14 protein-coding genes and 1 pseudogene are annotated in these 16,973 nt (G+C 63.2%); 6 read left to right on the forward strand and 9 right to left on the reverse strand.

What is annotated here, in order from left to right:
* The 5 genes and pseudogenes from AC0L3D_RS12175 to AC0L3D_RS12195 form a co-directional block, all read right to left on the reverse strand.
* A partial coding sequence (locus tag AC0L3D_RS12175) for an efflux RND transporter permease subunit (protein WP_473644473.1) occupies positions 1 to 884 on the reverse strand: 884 nt, incomplete at its 3' end.
* Positions 885 to 886: 2 nt separating this feature from the next.
* Entirely contained in the window at positions 887 to 2,065 is a 1,179-nt protein-coding gene (locus AC0L3D_RS12180) for an efflux RND transporter periplasmic adaptor subunit (protein WP_023797016.1), read from the reverse strand.
* 120 nt (positions 2,066 to 2,185) lie between these two features.
* Positions 2,186 to 2,461 (reverse strand): hypothetical protein, encoded by a 276-nt coding sequence (locus AC0L3D_RS12185; protein WP_023797015.1) that lies wholly within the window; start codon positions 2,459 to 2,461, stop codon positions 2,186 to 2,188.
* A pseudogene (locus AC0L3D_RS12190) lies at positions 2,458 to 4,730 on the reverse strand (xanthine dehydrogenase family protein molybdopterin-binding subunit). The gene AC0L3D_RS12185 and the pseudogene AC0L3D_RS12190 overlap by 4 nt, the downstream one beginning before the upstream one ends.
* A 2-nt stretch (positions 4,731 to 4,732) precedes the next feature.
* The gene (locus AC0L3D_RS12195) at positions 4,733 to 5,194 is read right to left on the reverse strand and encodes a (2Fe-2S)-binding protein (protein WP_023797013.1); all 462 of its coding nucleotides are present in this window, start codon (positions 5,192 to 5,194) and stop codon (positions 4,733 to 4,735) included.
* A gap of 117 nt (positions 5,195 to 5,311) precedes the next feature.
* On the opposite strand from AC0L3D_RS12195, the gene AC0L3D_RS12200 reads away from it, so the two are divergent.
* Entirely contained in the window at positions 5,312 to 5,908 is a 597-nt protein-coding gene (locus tag AC0L3D_RS12200) for a TetR/AcrR family transcriptional regulator (protein WP_023797012.1), read from the forward strand.
* Positions 5,909 to 5,921: 13 nt separating this feature from the next.
* Here the strand turns inward: AC0L3D_RS12200 and AC0L3D_RS12205 are convergent, their stop codons facing one another.
* The 3 genes from AC0L3D_RS12205 to AC0L3D_RS12215 all read right to left on the reverse strand — a co-directional run bounded on the left by AC0L3D_RS12205 (position 5,922) and on the right by AC0L3D_RS12215 (position 8,749).
* Complete coding sequence (locus tag AC0L3D_RS12205) at positions 5,922 to 7,052, reverse strand: patatin-like phospholipase family protein (protein WP_023797011.1); 1,131 nt, start codon at positions 7,050 to 7,052, stop codon at positions 5,922 to 5,924.
* A 35-nt stretch (positions 7,053 to 7,087) separates the two neighbouring features.
* Positions 7,088 to 7,870, reverse strand: a complete 783-nt coding sequence (locus tag AC0L3D_RS12210) for a 3-hydroxybutyrate dehydrogenase (protein WP_091593547.1) — start codon at positions 7,868 to 7,870, stop codon at positions 7,088 to 7,090.
* A 189-nt stretch (positions 7,871 to 8,059) separates the two neighbouring features.
* Entirely contained in the window at positions 8,060 to 8,749 is a 690-nt protein-coding gene (locus AC0L3D_RS12215; protein WP_128176214.1) for a TetR/AcrR family transcriptional regulator, read from the reverse strand.
* 100 nt (positions 8,750 to 8,849) lie between these two features.
* On the opposite strand from AC0L3D_RS12215, the gene AC0L3D_RS12220 reads away from it, so the two are divergent.
* The gene (locus tag AC0L3D_RS12220) at positions 8,850 to 9,296 is read left to right on the forward strand and encodes a hypothetical protein (RefSeq protein WP_473644475.1); all 447 of its coding nucleotides are present in this window, start codon (positions 8,850 to 8,852) and stop codon (positions 9,294 to 9,296) included.
* 93 nt (positions 9,297 to 9,389) lie between these two features.
* Here AC0L3D_RS12220 and phaR read toward each other — a convergent pair whose 3' ends face one another.
* Positions 9,390 to 10,013 carry a polyhydroxyalkanoate synthesis repressor PhaR gene (gene phaR, locus AC0L3D_RS12225; RefSeq protein ID WP_023797007.1) on the reverse strand — a complete coding sequence of 208 codons (624 nt, stop codon included), beginning with the start codon at positions 10,011 to 10,013 and terminating at the stop codon, positions 9,390 to 9,392.
* Between the two features lie 312 nt (positions 10,014 to 10,325).
* Between phaR and AC0L3D_RS12230 the strand changes: the two genes are divergently transcribed.
* The 4 genes from AC0L3D_RS12230 to AC0L3D_RS12245 all read left to right on the forward strand — a co-directional run bounded on the left by AC0L3D_RS12230 (position 10,326) and on the right by AC0L3D_RS12245 (position 16,918).
* A complete protein-coding gene (locus AC0L3D_RS12230; RefSeq protein WP_023797006.1) occupies positions 10,326 to 11,504 on the forward strand; it encodes an acetyl-CoA C-acetyltransferase in 1,179 nt (392 codons plus the stop codon).
* Positions 11,505 to 11,627: 123 nt separating this feature from the next.
* Positions 11,628 to 12,353: an acetoacetyl-CoA reductase gene (gene phbB, locus AC0L3D_RS12235; protein WP_128176216.1), complete on the forward strand. Its 726-nt coding sequence runs from the start codon at positions 11,628 to 11,630 to the stop codon at positions 12,351 to 12,353.
* A gap of 777 nt (positions 12,354 to 13,130) precedes the next feature.
* Positions 13,131 to 16,517, forward strand: coding sequence for a helicase-related protein (locus AC0L3D_RS12240; protein WP_473644477.1), 3,387 nt, complete (start codon positions 13,131 to 13,133; stop codon positions 16,515 to 16,517).
* 14 nt (positions 16,518 to 16,531) lie between these two features.
* Positions 16,532 to 16,918: an RNA-binding S4 domain-containing protein gene (locus AC0L3D_RS12245; protein ID WP_027152935.1), complete on the forward strand. Its 387-nt coding sequence runs from the start codon at positions 16,532 to 16,534 to the stop codon at positions 16,916 to 16,918.
* Positions 16,919 to 16,973: the final 55 nt, after the last annotated feature.

Raw genomic sequence — 16,973 nt, forward strand, 5'->3', positions numbered from 1 at the left:
GCGATCGTGTCGATCAGGTTGGAGCCGATGCGCTTCTTCACCTCGATGGCGATCGCCGGCTTGCCGTCGAGACGGGTCACCGTCTCGGCGTCCTTGAAGGTGGAGCGGACGGTGGCGATATCCTGGGCCTGCACCACGGCATTGGGGCCGGCGACGATCGGAAGCGCCGCCACGTCCTGTGGCGTTTCGATCAGCGACGGCACCTTGACGGCGTATTTGCCCTCGGACCCTTCAATGTTGCCGGCGGCGACAAGACTGTTGGAATCGCCGACCGCACCGATCAGCTGCTCGAGCTGCAGCCCGTATGACGACAGTTTCATCGGATCGATGACGACTTCGACGAGATCGTCGCGGGCGCCCTGCAGCGAGCCTTCCAGCACGCCAGGCACTTCCTCGATGCGGTCGCGCAACTCGCGCGCAGCCGTCGTCAGAACGCGCTCGGGCACCTCGCCCGACAGCGTCACGACAAGGACGGGGAACTCGGAGACGTTGACCTCGGAGACCACAGGCTCCTCGGCTGCCTGCGGCAGGTCGGCCTTGCCGTCCTGGACCTTGCTGCGCGTGTCCTGCAGCGCCGTCGCCAGATCCGTCTGCGGGTGGAATTCGACCAGCACATAACCGCCGCCCTGGAAGGCGGCCGAACGCATCTCCTTGAGCCCCTTGAGGCTCTTCAGCTTGGCTTCCATCGGCCGCAGCAGAAGGCGTTCCGAATCCTCGGGCGAGATGCCCTGATAGATCAGGCTGACATACATCATCGGAATCGGAACGTCGGGTTCCGCTTCCTTCGGTGTCGACTGATAGGCGACCGCACCGGCAAGGATGAGGAACACCAGCACCGAAATGGTCAGCCTGGCATTGCTGATTGCGAGTTTGACGATATCCATGATTACTGCGTCCCGGCCGTCGCTTCGCCCAGCAGCTTCTGAATGGTCGCCTGGTCGGCCTCGACCGGCTTGACCACTTCGCCTTCCTTCACCAGTTCCTGGCCGGCGACGATGATGCGCGCATCGGCAGGGATGCCGCCGAGCACCAGGCCGGTTGGCGTATCGTCGACCAGATCGATCGGGAAGAACACGACTTTGTTATCCTTGTCGACGGCGCGGATGCCGAGATCGCCCTTGTCGCCGAGCGTGACCACGGAGCGCGGCAGCATGACTGCGTCGGTCGGCTGCGCGCTCAGCGCGATCTCGGCGGTCATCCCGGCCGGAATGGTGCCCTCGGGGTTGGGGATTGCGATCTCGACCCGGAAGGTGCGGGTGGCGGACGAGGCGTCGCGGCTGATATAGCGCACGGTGCCCTCGACATTCTGGCCGCTGACCAACCGTACCTTCGCCTTGTCGCCGATCTTCAGATAGCCGAGATCACGCTCGCTGACCTCGCCGCGGGCTATCACCGGGTCGAGGCTCAGAATGGTTGCCACCTCGCCGCCCTGCATCACGGAACTGCCAAGCTCCACCGGCACCCGGTCGATGACGCCGTCAAACGGAGCCCTCACCTCATTGCGATCAAGCTGGGCTTGCATCGCTTCCAGCATCGACTGCGCTAAGGTCAGGGTGGAGCGAGCGTTGTCGAGCTGCAGCTTGGGCAGATTGCCGGTTTTCGCCAGCCGCGAGGCCGCATCGAGTTCGGCCTGACGCTGCGCGACAAGCTGCTTGGCGTTGCTGAGCGCCGAAAGCTTTTCCTCGGTGGCAAGCATCAGCACGAGGTCGCCCGTCTTGACGTGCTGTCCTTGCTTGACCGGCAGCTTGTCGATGATGCCGTCGACCCGGGTCGCCAGCACCGCGCGCTTGTCGGCTTCGGTCAGTCCGGAAATGCGGATGGCGCGCGCATAGGTACGCCTGGGCGGGGTTAAGATCGCGACGGTGCGCAACGGCGCCTTGGGCTGCTCTGCCTCAGCGGGCTTGGCCTTGCCGGCGTCAGGCGCCTTTGGCTGCTCGACCTCCCCCGCTTTGGGTTTGTCGGCGGCCGCGCTGCCGACGGACGAGAACTCGCCCGTCGCCATCCAGGCAGCGAATCCGACAAGCACAACAATGGCTGCAAGCTTGTGAAACCTGTACTTCGGCATCGTCATTTTTCCAGTGCGCGGGATTCGGCCAGGCCGCGTCTTGTAACTCGGGCGCGTCGCCGATATGGGTGCGCGCAAGGCCGTGTTCAACTTGCCGTGATCGGCGAACGAGCTTCTACATCAAAGTTGCACCGCAATATAGTCAGAAATGTTGATGGGTAATACTTCGATGGGCAGGGTGCGGCCGCCGTGAAGCGCGCCGGACCAGCGCGGCCTTTTATCTGCGACATAACACTCGGCGCAGCGCGGATGCGAAAGCAACCGCCAGACCGCGTCCCTCGGGCAAGTCTTGGCTGCATCGACCATCATCGGTGCCGTGCCCGGCTTGCCAGTGCCGTTGGTAGGCGCCAGCAAAACAGCATGGCAGCAGCTGTCAGCATGATGGGAATATTTCATGCAAAGGTCACCTCCTTCGACAAGGGCAGTGTCCGGATGCGCTTGCCCGTCAGTGCGAAGATGGCGTTGGCGAGTGCCGGTGCCGCCGGCGGCGTGCCGACTTCGCCAACGCCGCCCATCTTGTGAAAATTCTCCAGGATGGCGACTTCGAACGCCGGACACTGGGAGATGCGCATGGCGTCGTAGTCATGAAAATTCGACTGCTCGACCATGCCGTCGGCGAAAGTAATCTCCTGACCCATCGCTGCCGACAGGCCGTAGATGGCGGCGGAGATGAGTTGCGCCTCGATGATATCAGGATCGAGCGCGGTGCCGACATCGGCGGCGATCCACATCTTCTCGATGCGGATCCCGGACGGCGTGTCGGCGACCTGGACGATCTCGCCGACCCAACTGCCGAAGGACAGCGTGAACGCCATGCCCTTGGCCTTGCCGGCGGGCAGCGCCTCGCCCCACTTCGCCATTTCGGCGACCTTCTCGACCACCTTCACCGCTGCCGGATAGGCAGCCATCAGCGTCTTGCGCAGTTCGACCGGATCGGTTTTCCCGGCGGTGGCGATCTCGTCCATGAAGCCCTCATGAAAGAAGCCGTTGATCGAGCAGCCGACCGATCGCCAGAAGCCGACCGGGATGGAGGCGGGCGCAGCAATGCCGCTGACCCGGTAATTCGGGATGGTGTAGGGCTGGTCGAAGGCCCCATCGACAATGGACTTGTCGGGGCCAAGCGGCGGGATCGAGGGAAACAGCCGGCGCAAGGTGCTGGCTATCGGCGATGGCGAGGCGATTGTCATGTCGACGGCGACCGGTATGCCGTCGTTGCCAAGCCGCGCCTGGAATTTGCCGACCGAAGCCGGCCGGTAGGCGTCGTGGCGCATGTCCTCCTCGCGCGTCCAAATCACCTTGATGGGCCGGCCTGCCGTTTCTTTCGCCATCAGCGCGGCACAGAGCGCATAATCCACCTCGATACGTCGGCCGAAGCCGCCGCCCATGAAGGTGGTGTGGACGCTGACCTTGTCCTGCTCAATGCCGACAGCATTGGCGCAAAGCTGCCGCACCAAGGTCGGCGCCTGGTTGCCGCACCAGATGTCGAGGACGCCGTCCTTCAGCCGCGCCGTGGCGTTCATCGGCTCCATCGTCGCATGTGCCAGATAAGGCACCGCATAGTCGGCCTCGACGATCCTTTCGCGCAGCGCGTCGGCGAAAGCGGTATCGACATCGCCATCATCGCGCATCACCGACCCTTTGGTGCCGAGCGCCTGCTTCAGCACCTCGGAAATGCCGGCGCTGTCCAGCGGATATTCGGGATCGGCCCATTCGGCGTCGATCGCCTCCGCCGCCTTGAACGCCGCCCAGGTGTTTTCGGCGATGATGCCGAAGCCGTGGCCGTAATTCGTGTCGATCGGCACGATCTTGATCACGCCAGGCATTTTCTCGGCGTTGGAGAAATCCGCCTTGACCGGCTTGGCCCAGAAGCGCGGGCTCATCTTGACCGTGCCGTACAGCATCTCCGGCAGCGTCACGTCGATGCCGAAGATCGGCGCCCCGGTGACCTTGGCCAGCATGTCGATGCGTCTTTGCGGTTTGCCGAGCAGTTTCCAGTCGGCTTTGTCTTTGAGCCTGATTTCCGCGGGCGGCGCCATCGTCCCAGCGGTCGCAGCGACCGCGCCATAGGTCAGCGATTTGCCCGATGCCTTGTGCAGGATCGAGCCGTTGGCCGTTTCCAGATCGGCGGCAGCTATACCGAGCTTTTGCGCGGCCGCTGCAATCAGCATCTGCCGCGCGGCGGCGCCTGCCTGCCGCATCTTGCCGAAACCATCGAGCGTCGATGTCGAACCGCCGGTGCCTTGCAGAGCGAGGAATTTTCCGGCCACGCCCATGCCGGCGCGCACTATTTCCGCGGTCATGCTTTCATCGAAGAAGGCGAACGGACCGCCCTCTTCCAGGATCGCCGCATTGAAATAGGCGTAGGAGGCCGGGCCGTGCTCGACCTTGATCTGGTCGAGCCCGACATCGAGCTCTTCGGCAACCATGGCAGCAAGCGTCGTCGATATGCCTTGGCCCATCTCGGCGCGCGGCGCGACGATGGTGATGGTGTTGTCGGCGCCGATTTTCACATAGGGTTGAAGGTCGCTTCATCAGCCGCGAGGTCGCCTTCCAGCGGATTCGGAAAAGGCTTGCGATAGTAGTAATAGCCGACGGCGACGCCGCCCGCGATGGCAGCGGTGCCGATGAGAAACGTGCGGCGGGCGATCTTTCCGACACTGGCCATGGTCAGATCCCCGCCGTCTTGAGCACGACCGCCCGTTTGATCGCCGCACGGATCTTCGGGTAGGTGCCGCAGCGGCAGAGATTGCCGCCCATGGCATCGTCGATATCGGCATCGGTCGGATCGTCAACCTGGTCGAGCAGCGCCACCGCGCTCATGATCTGGCCGGCTTGGCAGTAGCCGCACTGGGCGACCTGCTCTTCCAGCCATGCCTGCTGTACCGGATGCAATCTGCCTTCGGTGCCGATGCCTTCGATCGTGGTGACCGCGCCGGTGACCTCACCGACCGGCAATGAACAGGAGCGCACCGGCTGGCCGTCTACATGCACCGTGCAGGCGCCGCAGGCGGCGATGCCGCAGCCGAACTTCGGCCCGGTCTTGCCCATGAGATCGCGCAGCGCCCACAGCAGCGGCATTTCGGGATCGGCATTGACGTCGAATGCCTGCCCGTCGACGGTGAGGCGCATGGGGATACCCTTTGTTGTCGTCCACAGCCCGGGCAGGCCGGTCGGCCATTCGCCCTTATACATCTTGACAAATTACGTCATTTTGTCAATAGAGCTTTTGCAGGATAAAGTCGCGCCATGATCGAGATCGAGGACATCGCCACCGACCCCAAGCGCGCCCGCATTCTGGACAGCGCGATGAAGGTGTTTCTGGCCTATGGTTTCGCCCGCACCACCATGGACGACATTGCGCGTGCCGCCGACATGTCGCGGCCGGCGCTTTATCTCCAGTTCAAGAACAAGACCGATATTTATCGCGCCATTGCGTTGATGCTGCTCTCCCGCTCGCTCGAGCAGGCGAAAACGGCACTCGCCGGCGAAGAACCATTTGCCGAGCGCACGATGCGGGCCATCGACGAAGCGCTGATCTCGATGACGCGCACCGTCCACGCCTCGCCGCATGGCGCCGAACTCCTTGACATGAAATCGAGTCTCGCCGACCTGATCGGCTGCTGGCGCAGCCGGTTTGCCGAGCATATTGCCGCAGCGATCCAGAGCGAAGCCGGACGCAATGGCGTCGATCTCACCGCCAAGGGCTTGTCGGCAAAATTGCTGGCCGACATGCTGCTCGACGGGCTGGAAGGCATGAAGATGCGCATCAGCGATCCGGACGAGCAGCGGCGGGCTGCGGCCGCGCTGATCAAGGTGATCGATCTAGCCTTGCAAAAAAACTGACAAACAAAACGACTCAGGCTCGGCGACGCGCTGCCTCGGGCTTCTTGCGTGCTGCAAGGAACTCCTTGACCCGCCGGCCCGGTGCCGGACCACGCATCGGCTTGAAGCCGTCGTCGAGCTCGCCTGAGAGGTCAAGCGTCGGCTGCTTGCCGACGGCGTCGTAATTCTCCTCCAGCCAGTCGCTGGCGGCAGTGCGGCCAAGGTCGCGCAGATAGTTCAGAAACGCCCATTCGGCATTGACCTTGGACGATGCCGACAGGTCCTTGAATGCCTCGTCGGCATCGATGCGGTGCATGCGGATGTCGCGGTATTCGCCATGCGGCAGCCGGCCGGCGGCAATCAGCTCCTTGATGAAGGCGATCGAGCGGAATTCGCGCAAGAGTCCGGCGTTGAAGGTGATCTCGTCGATGCGATTCTGGATTTCGTTGGCGCTCTTCGGCGTCCCCTCGCGGACCACCGGATTGATCTGCACCAAAAGCACGTCCTCGGTGGCAGTCGTCTTGAAGAACGGGAACAGCGCCGGATTGCCGCCATAGCCGCCATCCCAGTAGGGCACGCCCTTGATCTCGACGGCGCGGAACAGCTGCGGCAGGCAAGCCGACGCCATCACCGTGTCAAGATCGATCTCGCCATCGGAAAAGACGCGTAACTGCCCGGTCTCGACATTGGTCGCGGAGATGAACAGCTCCATCGATTTGCAGGCGCGCACATTGCCGAAATCGATCTCCTGTTCGATCACGTCGCGCAGCGGGTTGAGGCCGAGCGGGTTGGCGACATAGGGCGAAAACACCCGCGACATCGTGTCGAAAAACAGATAGCCCGGCGTGTTCTCGATCGACCAGTTGCCCCAGGCGACGTCCCACGGCATGCGCTGCACCGGGCTGAACCGGCCCTTCCGCGCCACCGCGCGCCAGAAATCGTCGAGCTTCTGCCGCGCGCCCTCGACGCCGCCGCGGACGAAGCCGTCGGCCAGCGCCACCGCGTTCATGGCGCCGGCGCTGGTGCCCGAAACCGCCGCGATGTCGAGCCGTCCGTCCTCCAGCAGCTGGTCGAGCACGCCCCAGGAAAAGGCGCCGTGCGAGCCGCCGCCCTGCAGCGCGACGTTGATCTTCTTGGGCTCCTCCGCCTTGCCGTTTGTCGTCATGGCGTTGTCCTTGATCTAGAGAGCCATTGGATGGATCACTGCGCGGTCCAGCCGCCGTCGACCGAGATTTGCGTGCCGTTGATCTGCGCTGCCGCATCCGAGCACAGGAACACCGCGGCAGCGGCAACTTGCTCGACCGTGACGAATTCCTTGGTCGGCTGTCTGTCGAGCATGACCTCGCGGACCACCGTGTCGCGGTCCATCTTGTTCGCCTTCATCTGGTCGGGGATCTGCGCCTCGACCAGCGGCGTCAGCACATAGCCGGGACAGATGGCGTTGCAGGTGATCTTGTCGCGCGCCAGTTCCAAAGCGACCGTCTTGGTCAGTCCCATGATGCCGTGCTTGGCCGCAACATAGGCCGATTTGAACGGCGAGGCGACCAGCCCATGGGCCGAGGCGATGTTGACGATCCTGCCGCCGCCGGCTTCTCTCATCAGCGGGATGGCGGCGGCGATGGTGTGAAAGGCCGACGACAAATTGATGGCGATGATGGCGTCCCACTTCTCGACGGGAAATTCTTCCACTGGCGCGACATGCTGGATGCCGGCATTGTTGACCAGGATGTCGACCGAGCCGAAGCTCTCGGCTGCCTTTGCGACCAGCGCCCGGCATTCGGCCGGCTTCGACATATCTGCCTTGATGTAGACAGTCTTCACGCCGTGATGCCTGGCGATCGCATCGGTGACGGCCTGGTCGTCGGCCGTGTCTGAAAAGGAATTGACGACAATGTTGCAGCCATCGGCCGCGAGCGCATGGGCGATTGCCAGGCCGATGCCCGAGGTGGAACCGGTGACGATGGCAGTTTTTCTGCTGGGCAAGGCGAAATCCTTCATTACGGCGCTAACGGACCATATTGCAGTGCAGCATATATGTCTGGTGTGGCGCAAAAATAGCGGCACTCAGTGGCGATGACATGAAATTTTTGTCATGAAAGAGAACACCCTCACTCGAAGCTGTGCGCCTGACACTAGTGCGAAGACAGGTTTTGCAGTGCGAAGACAGTTTTGTCAGCGATCCCCGGAAGTCACTTCAGGGCGCTCGTGAGATTGCGTTTCGGGATTTGTCATCTGGCTGATGAAAAGACGCAGAGCTTTCCGTACGGCGAGCGATGGCGGCTCGGACGGATGCCACTCCGGGAAATGACCATCGATCGCCATGCGTGCCAGGCCGTAGACAAATGCGCGGGCGGCAAGCACCAGATGATCGAAGTCGGTGTCCGGGGCAAGCCGACCTTGTTGTTGCGCTTGGGTCAGCAGGGCGATCATTTTCCGGCGAACGGCTTCATTCTGATCACGAAGACTGTCCGACGCGTCGAAATCGATCAGCGTCCGAGAACTGATGATCTGGAAATGCGTGGGATTGCTGATCGCCCACTCCAGATAGCCTTGCCCGATCGCTTCGAAGGCCACAATGGGATCTGCGCTGCCGACTTTGGACTGTGCATCGGCAACGGCCTCGGTCAGCCGGTTCATCGCCTGTTCGGCGACGGCGGTCAGCAGTGCTGATTTCGAGCGGAAATGCCGGAATGGCGCGCCGGGCGAAACGCCGGCACGTTTTGCCGCCTCGCGCACCGAGACATGCTCTGCTCCGCGCTCTTCGATGATCTCTACGGTGGCAGCGATCAAGGCCTCGACCAGATTTCCGTGATGATAGCGCTTGGGGTTGGCGGCTTCGCCGTAATCCGTGGGGCTGGTCATGCCTGCCAATAGCACGACGCCGATATGTAATCACTGATTATTTTCTTGCGTCCAGGCGTTTCATATGTAATCAGTGATTACAACATCAATGGAGGTTACCATGGTTCGCATCATCGCAACGACTGCCCTTGCTTTCTGTTTACTGTCGCTCGGGTCTGCCCAGGCCGAAGATCGGCCAACCCTGCAAATCGTCTGGCCGGCGGCCGGTTCGGTCATCGAACTCGGCAATGACCCAGAGAAGGCGATAGGCGTCGTCGTCAGCAGCAACTTCACGCTTCTGCCAGCGGGTGAATGCGACGGCGTCAGCCAATGCGGCCATTTGCATATGAAGATCGATCCCGCCGGAGATACCTGCAACATCCCCGGCAAGCCGTACAACAGCATGAACAGCGACTTTGGCGGCGATCTTGTCAAGGCTCGTTTCGGCCATTGCCCGGATGCCGCCGGCAAGCATGTGATCGGCGTCCTACTTGCCGATGATCATCACAAGCCCATTCTCGTCGACGGCAAACCCGTTACGGCTCTGGTGACGGTGACAACGAAATAGCGCGGGTCGGGCGGCACTCAGCCTCATTCGAGCGGAGATTTCTGATACGGCCTGCTGATGAGAGATTTCGGCCGGGCTTGGTCTGGCCGGCGATCACGACATCGTGTCGAGCTTGCGCTGCATGGCGGCGATCTGTTCCTTCAGTTCCTGAAGGTCGTCGGGCTTTTCCGACGTCTCTTTCCTGGCCGGCTCCGCCGGCGCTGCGGAAGTGCCATTCGAGCCTGCGGGTGGGCCAGCGGGTGGGAATGGCGTGAACAGGCGCATGGCGTTCTGGAACATTTCCATATTGCGGCGCGTCTGCTCTTCCAGCGCCTTGATCGGCGTGGTGATCTTCATCATGTCCAGCGGCGACTTGCCCAACGCACCCTTCATCTGCTCGCGGAAGCGTTCCTGCTCCTTTGAGAAGGCGATCATCGACTGTTCGAGGAAGCTCGGCACGATCATCTGCATCTGGTCGCCGTAAAAAGCGATCAACTGGCGCAGGAACGGAATCGGCAGCATGTTCTGCCCTTCCTTGTTCTCCAGTTCAAAGATGATCTGGGTCAGCACCGGATGGGTGATGTCGTCGCCGGTCTTGGCGTCCTGGACGGTGAACTCCACGCCCTTCTTGACCATTTCGGCAAGGTCCTCGAGCGTCACATAGGTGCTGGTGCCGGTGTTGTAGAGGCGGCGATTGGCATATTTCTTGATGATAATCGGTTCGTCTTTCGCGGCCATCAGCATCCTCCCGGGACACCGGCGCACTTGAGGTAAGCTGCCGGTAACGATTGCGCCTTTTCAAGGATATGCGCAAAAGCGTCACAATTCCAAGCGGTTTGTGCAGTGCGGCATCAATTAATGCTGCACGGCGGGCTAAAAATGCTGCGCAGCAATGGGCCGGCTGTATCCACCACGATGCGCAACCTGCTTGCGGCGCATGGCCGGTATGCCCATTTCCGGTTTGACTTGGATCATTGAAAGGGCAAGAAAAGCCCTGACGATACAAACTGCGATACCAAAACCTCGATACCTCGAAGTGTGGAGAAGAACATGTCCGCTGCCATCGTTGTCGCCAGTGCGGCGCGCACGCCCGTCGGTTCCTTCAACGGCGCCTTCGCCGCCACGCCGGCGCATGAGCTTGGTGCCGTCGTCATCAAGGAGTTGCTGTCCCGTGCCGGTGTCGAGCCGGCGGAAGTCGACGAGGTCATCCTCGGCCAGGTGCTGACCGCGGCTCAGGGCCAGAACCCCGCCCGCCAGGCATCTATCGAAGCCGGCCTGCCAAAGGAAACCACCGCCTGGGGCCTCAACCAGGTTTGCGGCTCAGGTCTGCGCGCTATTGCTCTCGGTATGCAGCAGATCGCGACAGGCGATGCCAAGGTGATCGTTGCCGGCGGGCAGGAATCGATGTCGCTGGCCCCGCACGCTCAACACCTGCGTGCCGGCGTCAAGATGGGCGACTACAAGATGATCGACATCATGATCAAGGATGGGCTGTGGGATGCCTTCAATGGCTACCACATGGGCAACACGGCCGAAAACGTCGCTCGCCAGTTCCAGATTACCCGCGAGGACCAGGACCAGCTCGCATTGGCCTCCCAGAACAAGGCAGAGGCCGCGCAGAAGGCCGGCAAATTCAAGGACGAGATCGTGGCCTTCACCGTCAAGGGCAAGAAGGGCGACACCATTGTCGACCAGGACGAATATATCCGCCACGGCGCCACGATGGAGGCCATGACCAAGCTGAGACCGGCCTTCGACAAGGACGGCACGGTGACCGCCGCCAATGCCTCCGGCATCAATGACGGCGCCGCCGCCGTGCTGCTGATGACCGAAGCCGAAGCCGCAAAGCGCGGCATCACGCCGCTGGCGCGCATCGTGTCCTGGGCGACCGCGGGTGTCGATCCGCAGATCATGGGCACCGGGCCCATTCCCGCCTCGCGCAAGGCGCTGGCCAAGGCCGGCTGGTCGGTCGGCGATCTCGACCTGGTCGAGGCCAACGAAGCCTTCGCCGCCCAGGCCTGCGCCGTCAACAAGGACATGGGCTGGGATCCGTCGATCGTCAATGTCAATGGCGGCGCCATCGCCATCGGCCACCCGATCGGCGCCTCCGGCGCCCGCATCTTCAACACGCTGGTTTACGAGATGCGCCGCAGAAGTGCCAGGAAAGGTCTCGCCACGCTGTGCATCGGCGGCGGCATGGGGGTCGCCATGTGCGTGGAAGCGCTGTGAAGTCATCTGCAAAGCGCCGTGAGGACGGAGCGAGCAAGCCGTGAAACAGTCGGTGGCGAACAGGCTCCGCCGTTAGAGCGTTCCCCTTTCGCCGCCCGCCGATCGAGAAAAAGGGAGGATATTATGACAAAGGTAGCACTCGTCACCGGTGGGTCGCGCGGTATTGGCGCCGCGATTTCGATCGGCCTGAAAAACGCCGGCTATCAGGTCGCCGCGAACTACGCCGGCAATGACGAAGCGGCGCAGAAATTCAACGTGATGACCGGCATTCCGGTCTACAAATGGTCGGTCGCCGACTACGATGCCTGCGCCGCCGGCATCAAGCAGGTCGAGGCCGATCTCGGCCCGGTTTCCGTTCTGGTCAACAATGCCGGCATCACCCGCGACGCCATGTTCCACAAGATGACGCGCGAGCAATGGAAAGAGGTCGTCGACACCAATCTTTCCGGCGCATTCAACATGACGCACCCGCTGTGGGTCGGCATGCGCGACCGCAAGTTCGGCCGCGTCATCACCATCTCCTCGATCAATGGCCAGAAAGGCCAGACCGGCCAGGTCAATTATTCGGCGTCGAAGGCCGGCGATATCGGCTTCACCAAGGCGCTCGCCCAGGAAGGGGCGCGGGTCGGCATCACCGTCAATGTCATCTGCCCCGGCTACATCGCCACCGAGATGGTCAGGGCGATGGACGAGAAGGTGCTCAATGAGCGCGTCATCCCGCAGATCCCGGTCGGCCGCCTCGGCGAGCCGGAAGAGATCGCACGCTGCGTCGTCTTCCTGGCTTCCGACGATGCCGGTTTCATCACCGGCTCGACCATATCAGCCAATGGCGGCCAGTATATCACCTGAGGCGTCATGTCACCTGAGGCGTCGGCCTGTTGCCGGGGACTGTTGCAGCCCGCTGCGGCAGCGCTATGCCATGGGAGAGGCTTGAACCAGGCCGTTTTGCATTGCTGGCAGCCTGGTCAGCGACTGCGCCGACCGATGGGCGTGACGCCGATTTGTGCCGAAGCGGCACGCAAAGGTTAACGGCGGCCGTGCGGCCTGTGCAAAACCCTGTTCCCCGCCTGTGGATAACAGGTGGAATACCTGTTCACGATACTACATATGGGGGTGAACAAACCGGGAAACATGCTCCGGCGCCGATTCGTCGCCGTTTCGTTCCGGCTTTGAGCGCAGAGTTAAACGACAAAGGCTGAAAAACATCCCCAAATGGTTAAGGCGCGTTAGGAAAGATTAATTATTTCAAAATGTTGGATGACGCCGGCCGACCTGCGTCGATCGTTCAGCGGCAAAGGTTAACGGCGACGTCAGCCCTGCATGAAACGGGCCAGTTCGGCGATTCAGCATGTGGTGAGACTCGCAGGCGAGAAATCCAGATGTAGCCGTGAACAAACCCTGAATCTGCGCGAGTCAGCGATTCGTAGCCGATTCGTTCCAGACTCGTTCCAACTGTTAAATCGGAACGGCGGAACGGCATTTCGACGCCGACGGAAGGCTTCGAGCTGCCATCGGAATATTCTGCTTTCGCTTCACGCCCAAAATCCCTATGTGTCGGCTGTCACCCGCGCCACCACGGGGCGCGCTCCCGACAACGCGAGGCAGAGAGCCTTAATTTCCAGGTCGATGAACATCCAGCCGAAACACACTGAGCCACTGATCCTGTCAGGCCGCGACGTGACCGCTGTGCTCGGGCCGACCAACACCGGCAAGACCCATCTCGCCATCGAGCGCATGGTGGCGCATGAAAGCGGCATTATCGGCCTGCCGCTCAGGCTGCTCGCCCGCGAGGTCTATTCACGCGTCTGCGAGAAGGTCGGCGCTCATAAGGTGGCGCTCATCACCGGTGAGGAGAAGATCCAGCCCGATGGCGCCAGATATTCGGTCTGTACCGTCGAAGCCATGCCGCGCGAGACTGACGCCGCTTTCGTCGCCGTCGACGAGGTCCAGCTGGCCGGCGATCTCGAGCGCGGCCACATCTTCACCGACCGCATCCTGCATCTGCGCGGCCGCCAGGAGACGCTGCTGCTCGGCGCAGCGACCATGCACGGCATCCTCCAGCGTCTGCTGAAGGGGGTGTCGGTGGTGACGCGGCCACGGCTGTCGCATCTCGCCTATGCCGGCTCCAAGAAGCTGACCCGCCTGCCGCGACGTACGGCGATCGTCGCCTTCTCCGCCGACGAGGTCTATGCCATCGCCGAACTGATCCGCCGCCAGCAGGGCGGTGCGGCAGTCGTGCTCGGCGCGCTATCGCCGCGCACCCGCAACGCGCAGGTGGAGCTGTTCCAGTCGGGTGATGTCGATTATCTGATTGCCACCGATGCGATCGGCATGGGCCTCAACCTCGATCTCGATCACGTCGCCTTCGCCCAGAACCGCAAGTTCGACGGCTACCAGTATCGCAACCTGACGGCGGCCGAGCTCGGCCAGATCGCCGGCCGCGCCGGCCGCCACTTGCGCGACGGAACTTTTGGCGTCACCGGCCAGGTCGATCCACTGGACGAGGAACTGGTCAAGAAGATCGAAGCGCATGATTTCGACCCGGTGAAGGTGCTGCAATGGCGCACCGCGCGTTTCGATTTCGCCAACCTCGACGCGCTGAAGCGCTCGATCGAGACCAACGCGCCGGTTGAAGGCCTGACGCGCGCGCTGCCGGCGGTCGATGCGCAGGCGCTCGAACATCTGTCCCGCGACGAGGACATCCGGACGCTTGCCACCGACGCCAGGCGCGTGGCGCTGTTGTGGGAGGCCTGCGCCCTTCCCGATTACAGGAAGATCGCCCCGGCTCAGCATGCCGACCTGATCGCCTCGATCTACATGGACCTTGCCAGGCATGGCCATGTCGATGAGAATTACATGGCCGAGCAGGTGCGCCGCGCCGACACCACCGAGGGCGACATCGACACGCTGTCGCACCGGATCGCCCAGATCCGCACCTGGACTTTCGTTTCCAACCGGCCCGGCTGGCTGGCCGATCAGGCACACTGGCAGGAAAAGACGCGCGAAATCGAAGACAGATTGTCGGATGCGCTGCATGAGCGGTTGACGAAACGCTTCGTAGACCGCAGGACTTCCGTCCTCATGCGGCGCCTTAGAGAAAATACCATGCCTGAAGCCGAAATCAGTCCAACCGGAACCGTCCTCGTCGAAGGCCATCATGTCGGCGAGTTGCAGGGGTTCCGCTTCACCGCGGACCAAAGCGCCGGCGGCGAGGACGCCAAGGCGGTGCGCACAGCAGCCCAGAAGGCGCTTGCAGCCGAATTCGAGGCGCGGGCCGAACGCTTCGGCGCCTCGGCCAATGGCGACATCGCGCTCGGCTCCGATGGCACGCTGCGCTGGATCGGCGCGCCGATCGGCACGCTGGTCGCAGGCGACGAGCCGTTGAAGCCGCGCCTGGTGCTGCTGGCCGACGAGCAGCTCACCGGTCCCGCCCGTGACAAGGTCGCGGCGCGCGCCGAGCGCTTCGTCAATTTCCAGATCGAGTCGCTGCTGAAGCCGCTGGTCGACCTCAAGAACGCCGAGCAGATCACCGGCATCGGCCGCGGCATCGCCTTCCAGCTCGTCGAGAATTTCGGGCTCATCAACCGCCGCGACATCGCCGAGGAGATGAAGTCGCTCGACCAGGAGGGCCGCGCCGCCCTGCGCCGGCTCGGCGTGCGCTTCGGCGCCTACCACGTCTTCGTGCCGGCGCTGATCAAGCCGGCTCCGGCCGGACTGGTGACGCTGTTGTGGGCGCTGCAGAACGACGGCAAGGACAAGCCTGGCTTTGGCGACGTGGTTCACGCGCTGGCCTCCGGCCGCACCTCGGTGGTCATCGATCCAACCTTCGACAAGACCTTCTACAAGCTGGCCGGCTACCGCAATCTCGGCCGTCGCGCGGTGCGCGTCGACATCCTCGAACGGCTGGCCGACCTGATCCGGCCAGCAACCAACTGGAAGCCGGGCCTCGGCCAGCGCCCTGACGGCGCCTATGATGGTCAGTCCTTCATGGTGACGCCGCCGATGATGTCGATCCTCGGCGCCACGGCCGACGACATGGAAGAGATTCTGAAAGGCCTCGGCTACCGGGCCGAGCCGAAGCCGGCTGTCGAGGTGAAGGCACGGCTCGAGGCACAGGACAATGCCGCGCGCGAAGCCGCCGCGGCCAAGCAGGCGGCGGAAGAACAAGCCGAACAGGCCAAGGCAGCTGAAGCCGCGATTGCCGACGCAGCCGCCGAGGCGCCGGCCGACAGTTCTGAGCCGGATGCAGTGGCAGAAGCCACGGCGGAGGCTCTCGCGGAACCCGCTGCCGAAGCGGAACCTGTCGCAGAAGCTCAGCTGCAAACTCCGCCTGAGGTCACGGTAGAGGCACTGCCTGCAGCTGAAGCCGCAGTTCGAGAGGCAGCACCCGAAACCGCCGAGGTTGAGGTCGCACCGGCGGAGCCGGCTTCCGAAGCCTCGCCCGCAACGGCAGCAGTCTCGGCCGAACCTGCCGCGGCGGTGGAAGCCGCCATCGGCGAGGCTGCTCCAGAGGCCGAGAAAGAGGCAGAAGAACCAAAACCCATCCTGTTGTGGCGGCAGGGCCGCTTCGACCAGCGCCCACGCCACCGCCACCACGACAACCGGCCCCGTGACAGGGACAATCGCCCGCGCAGCGGACAAGCCGCGCGCGATGGCCGCAGCAACGCGCCGGCAGAGGCCGGGCAGCAGGCCGGCGCTCCAGGCGACCGGCCCGCCCGTGAAGGACGCCGCGACGGCGACGGCGCCGGCAAGCCGCGCTTCGACCGCAGCAAGTTCAAGCCCAAGCCCCAGGGCGAGCCAGGCGAACGGCGCGACGGCAAGGCGCAGGGCGAACGTCCCGATCGTCGCGAAGGCCGGCCCGACTGGAAAGGCGGCAGGCCGGACGGCAAGGGCGGCGCGCCTGGTGGAAAGCCCGCGTTCCAGCCGAAGCCTCGCGAGGAGCGTCCGGTGCGCTTCGACCCGGATTCCCCCTTCGCCAAGCTCGCCGCGTTGCGCGACCAGCTGAAGAAGTAAGTTCGTTCGCTCCGATGGTCACTGATGCCCGCCAGCGCATCGACAAATGGCTGTTCTTTTCGCGTGCGGTGAAATCGCGCTCGCTGGCGGCGAAGCTGGTGGTGGCCGGACGCGTTCGCATCAATCGCGACAAAGCAGCGCAGGCCTCCGATCTGGTCCGCCTCGGCGACGTCCTGACCATCACTCTCGAGCGGCGCATCTTCGTCTGGAAGGTGCTCGGCACCGGCAGCCGGCGCGGTCCCGCCGAGGAAGCGCGCTTGCTCTACGAGGATATCTCGCCGCCGCCGGCACCAAAGGGCGAGGCCGTTCGCGATGCGATCCCCGCACTGCGTGATGCCGGCAGCGGCCGCCCGACCAAGAAGGAACGCCGGGAAACCGACCGGTTGTTCGGCGACGACTGACGCATAACCGGCTTTCGTCGCATCACCGGCAGGAAATCCATTCCGGAAACACCGG

Source organism: Mesorhizobium sp. WSM4837 (assembly GCF_055811435.1).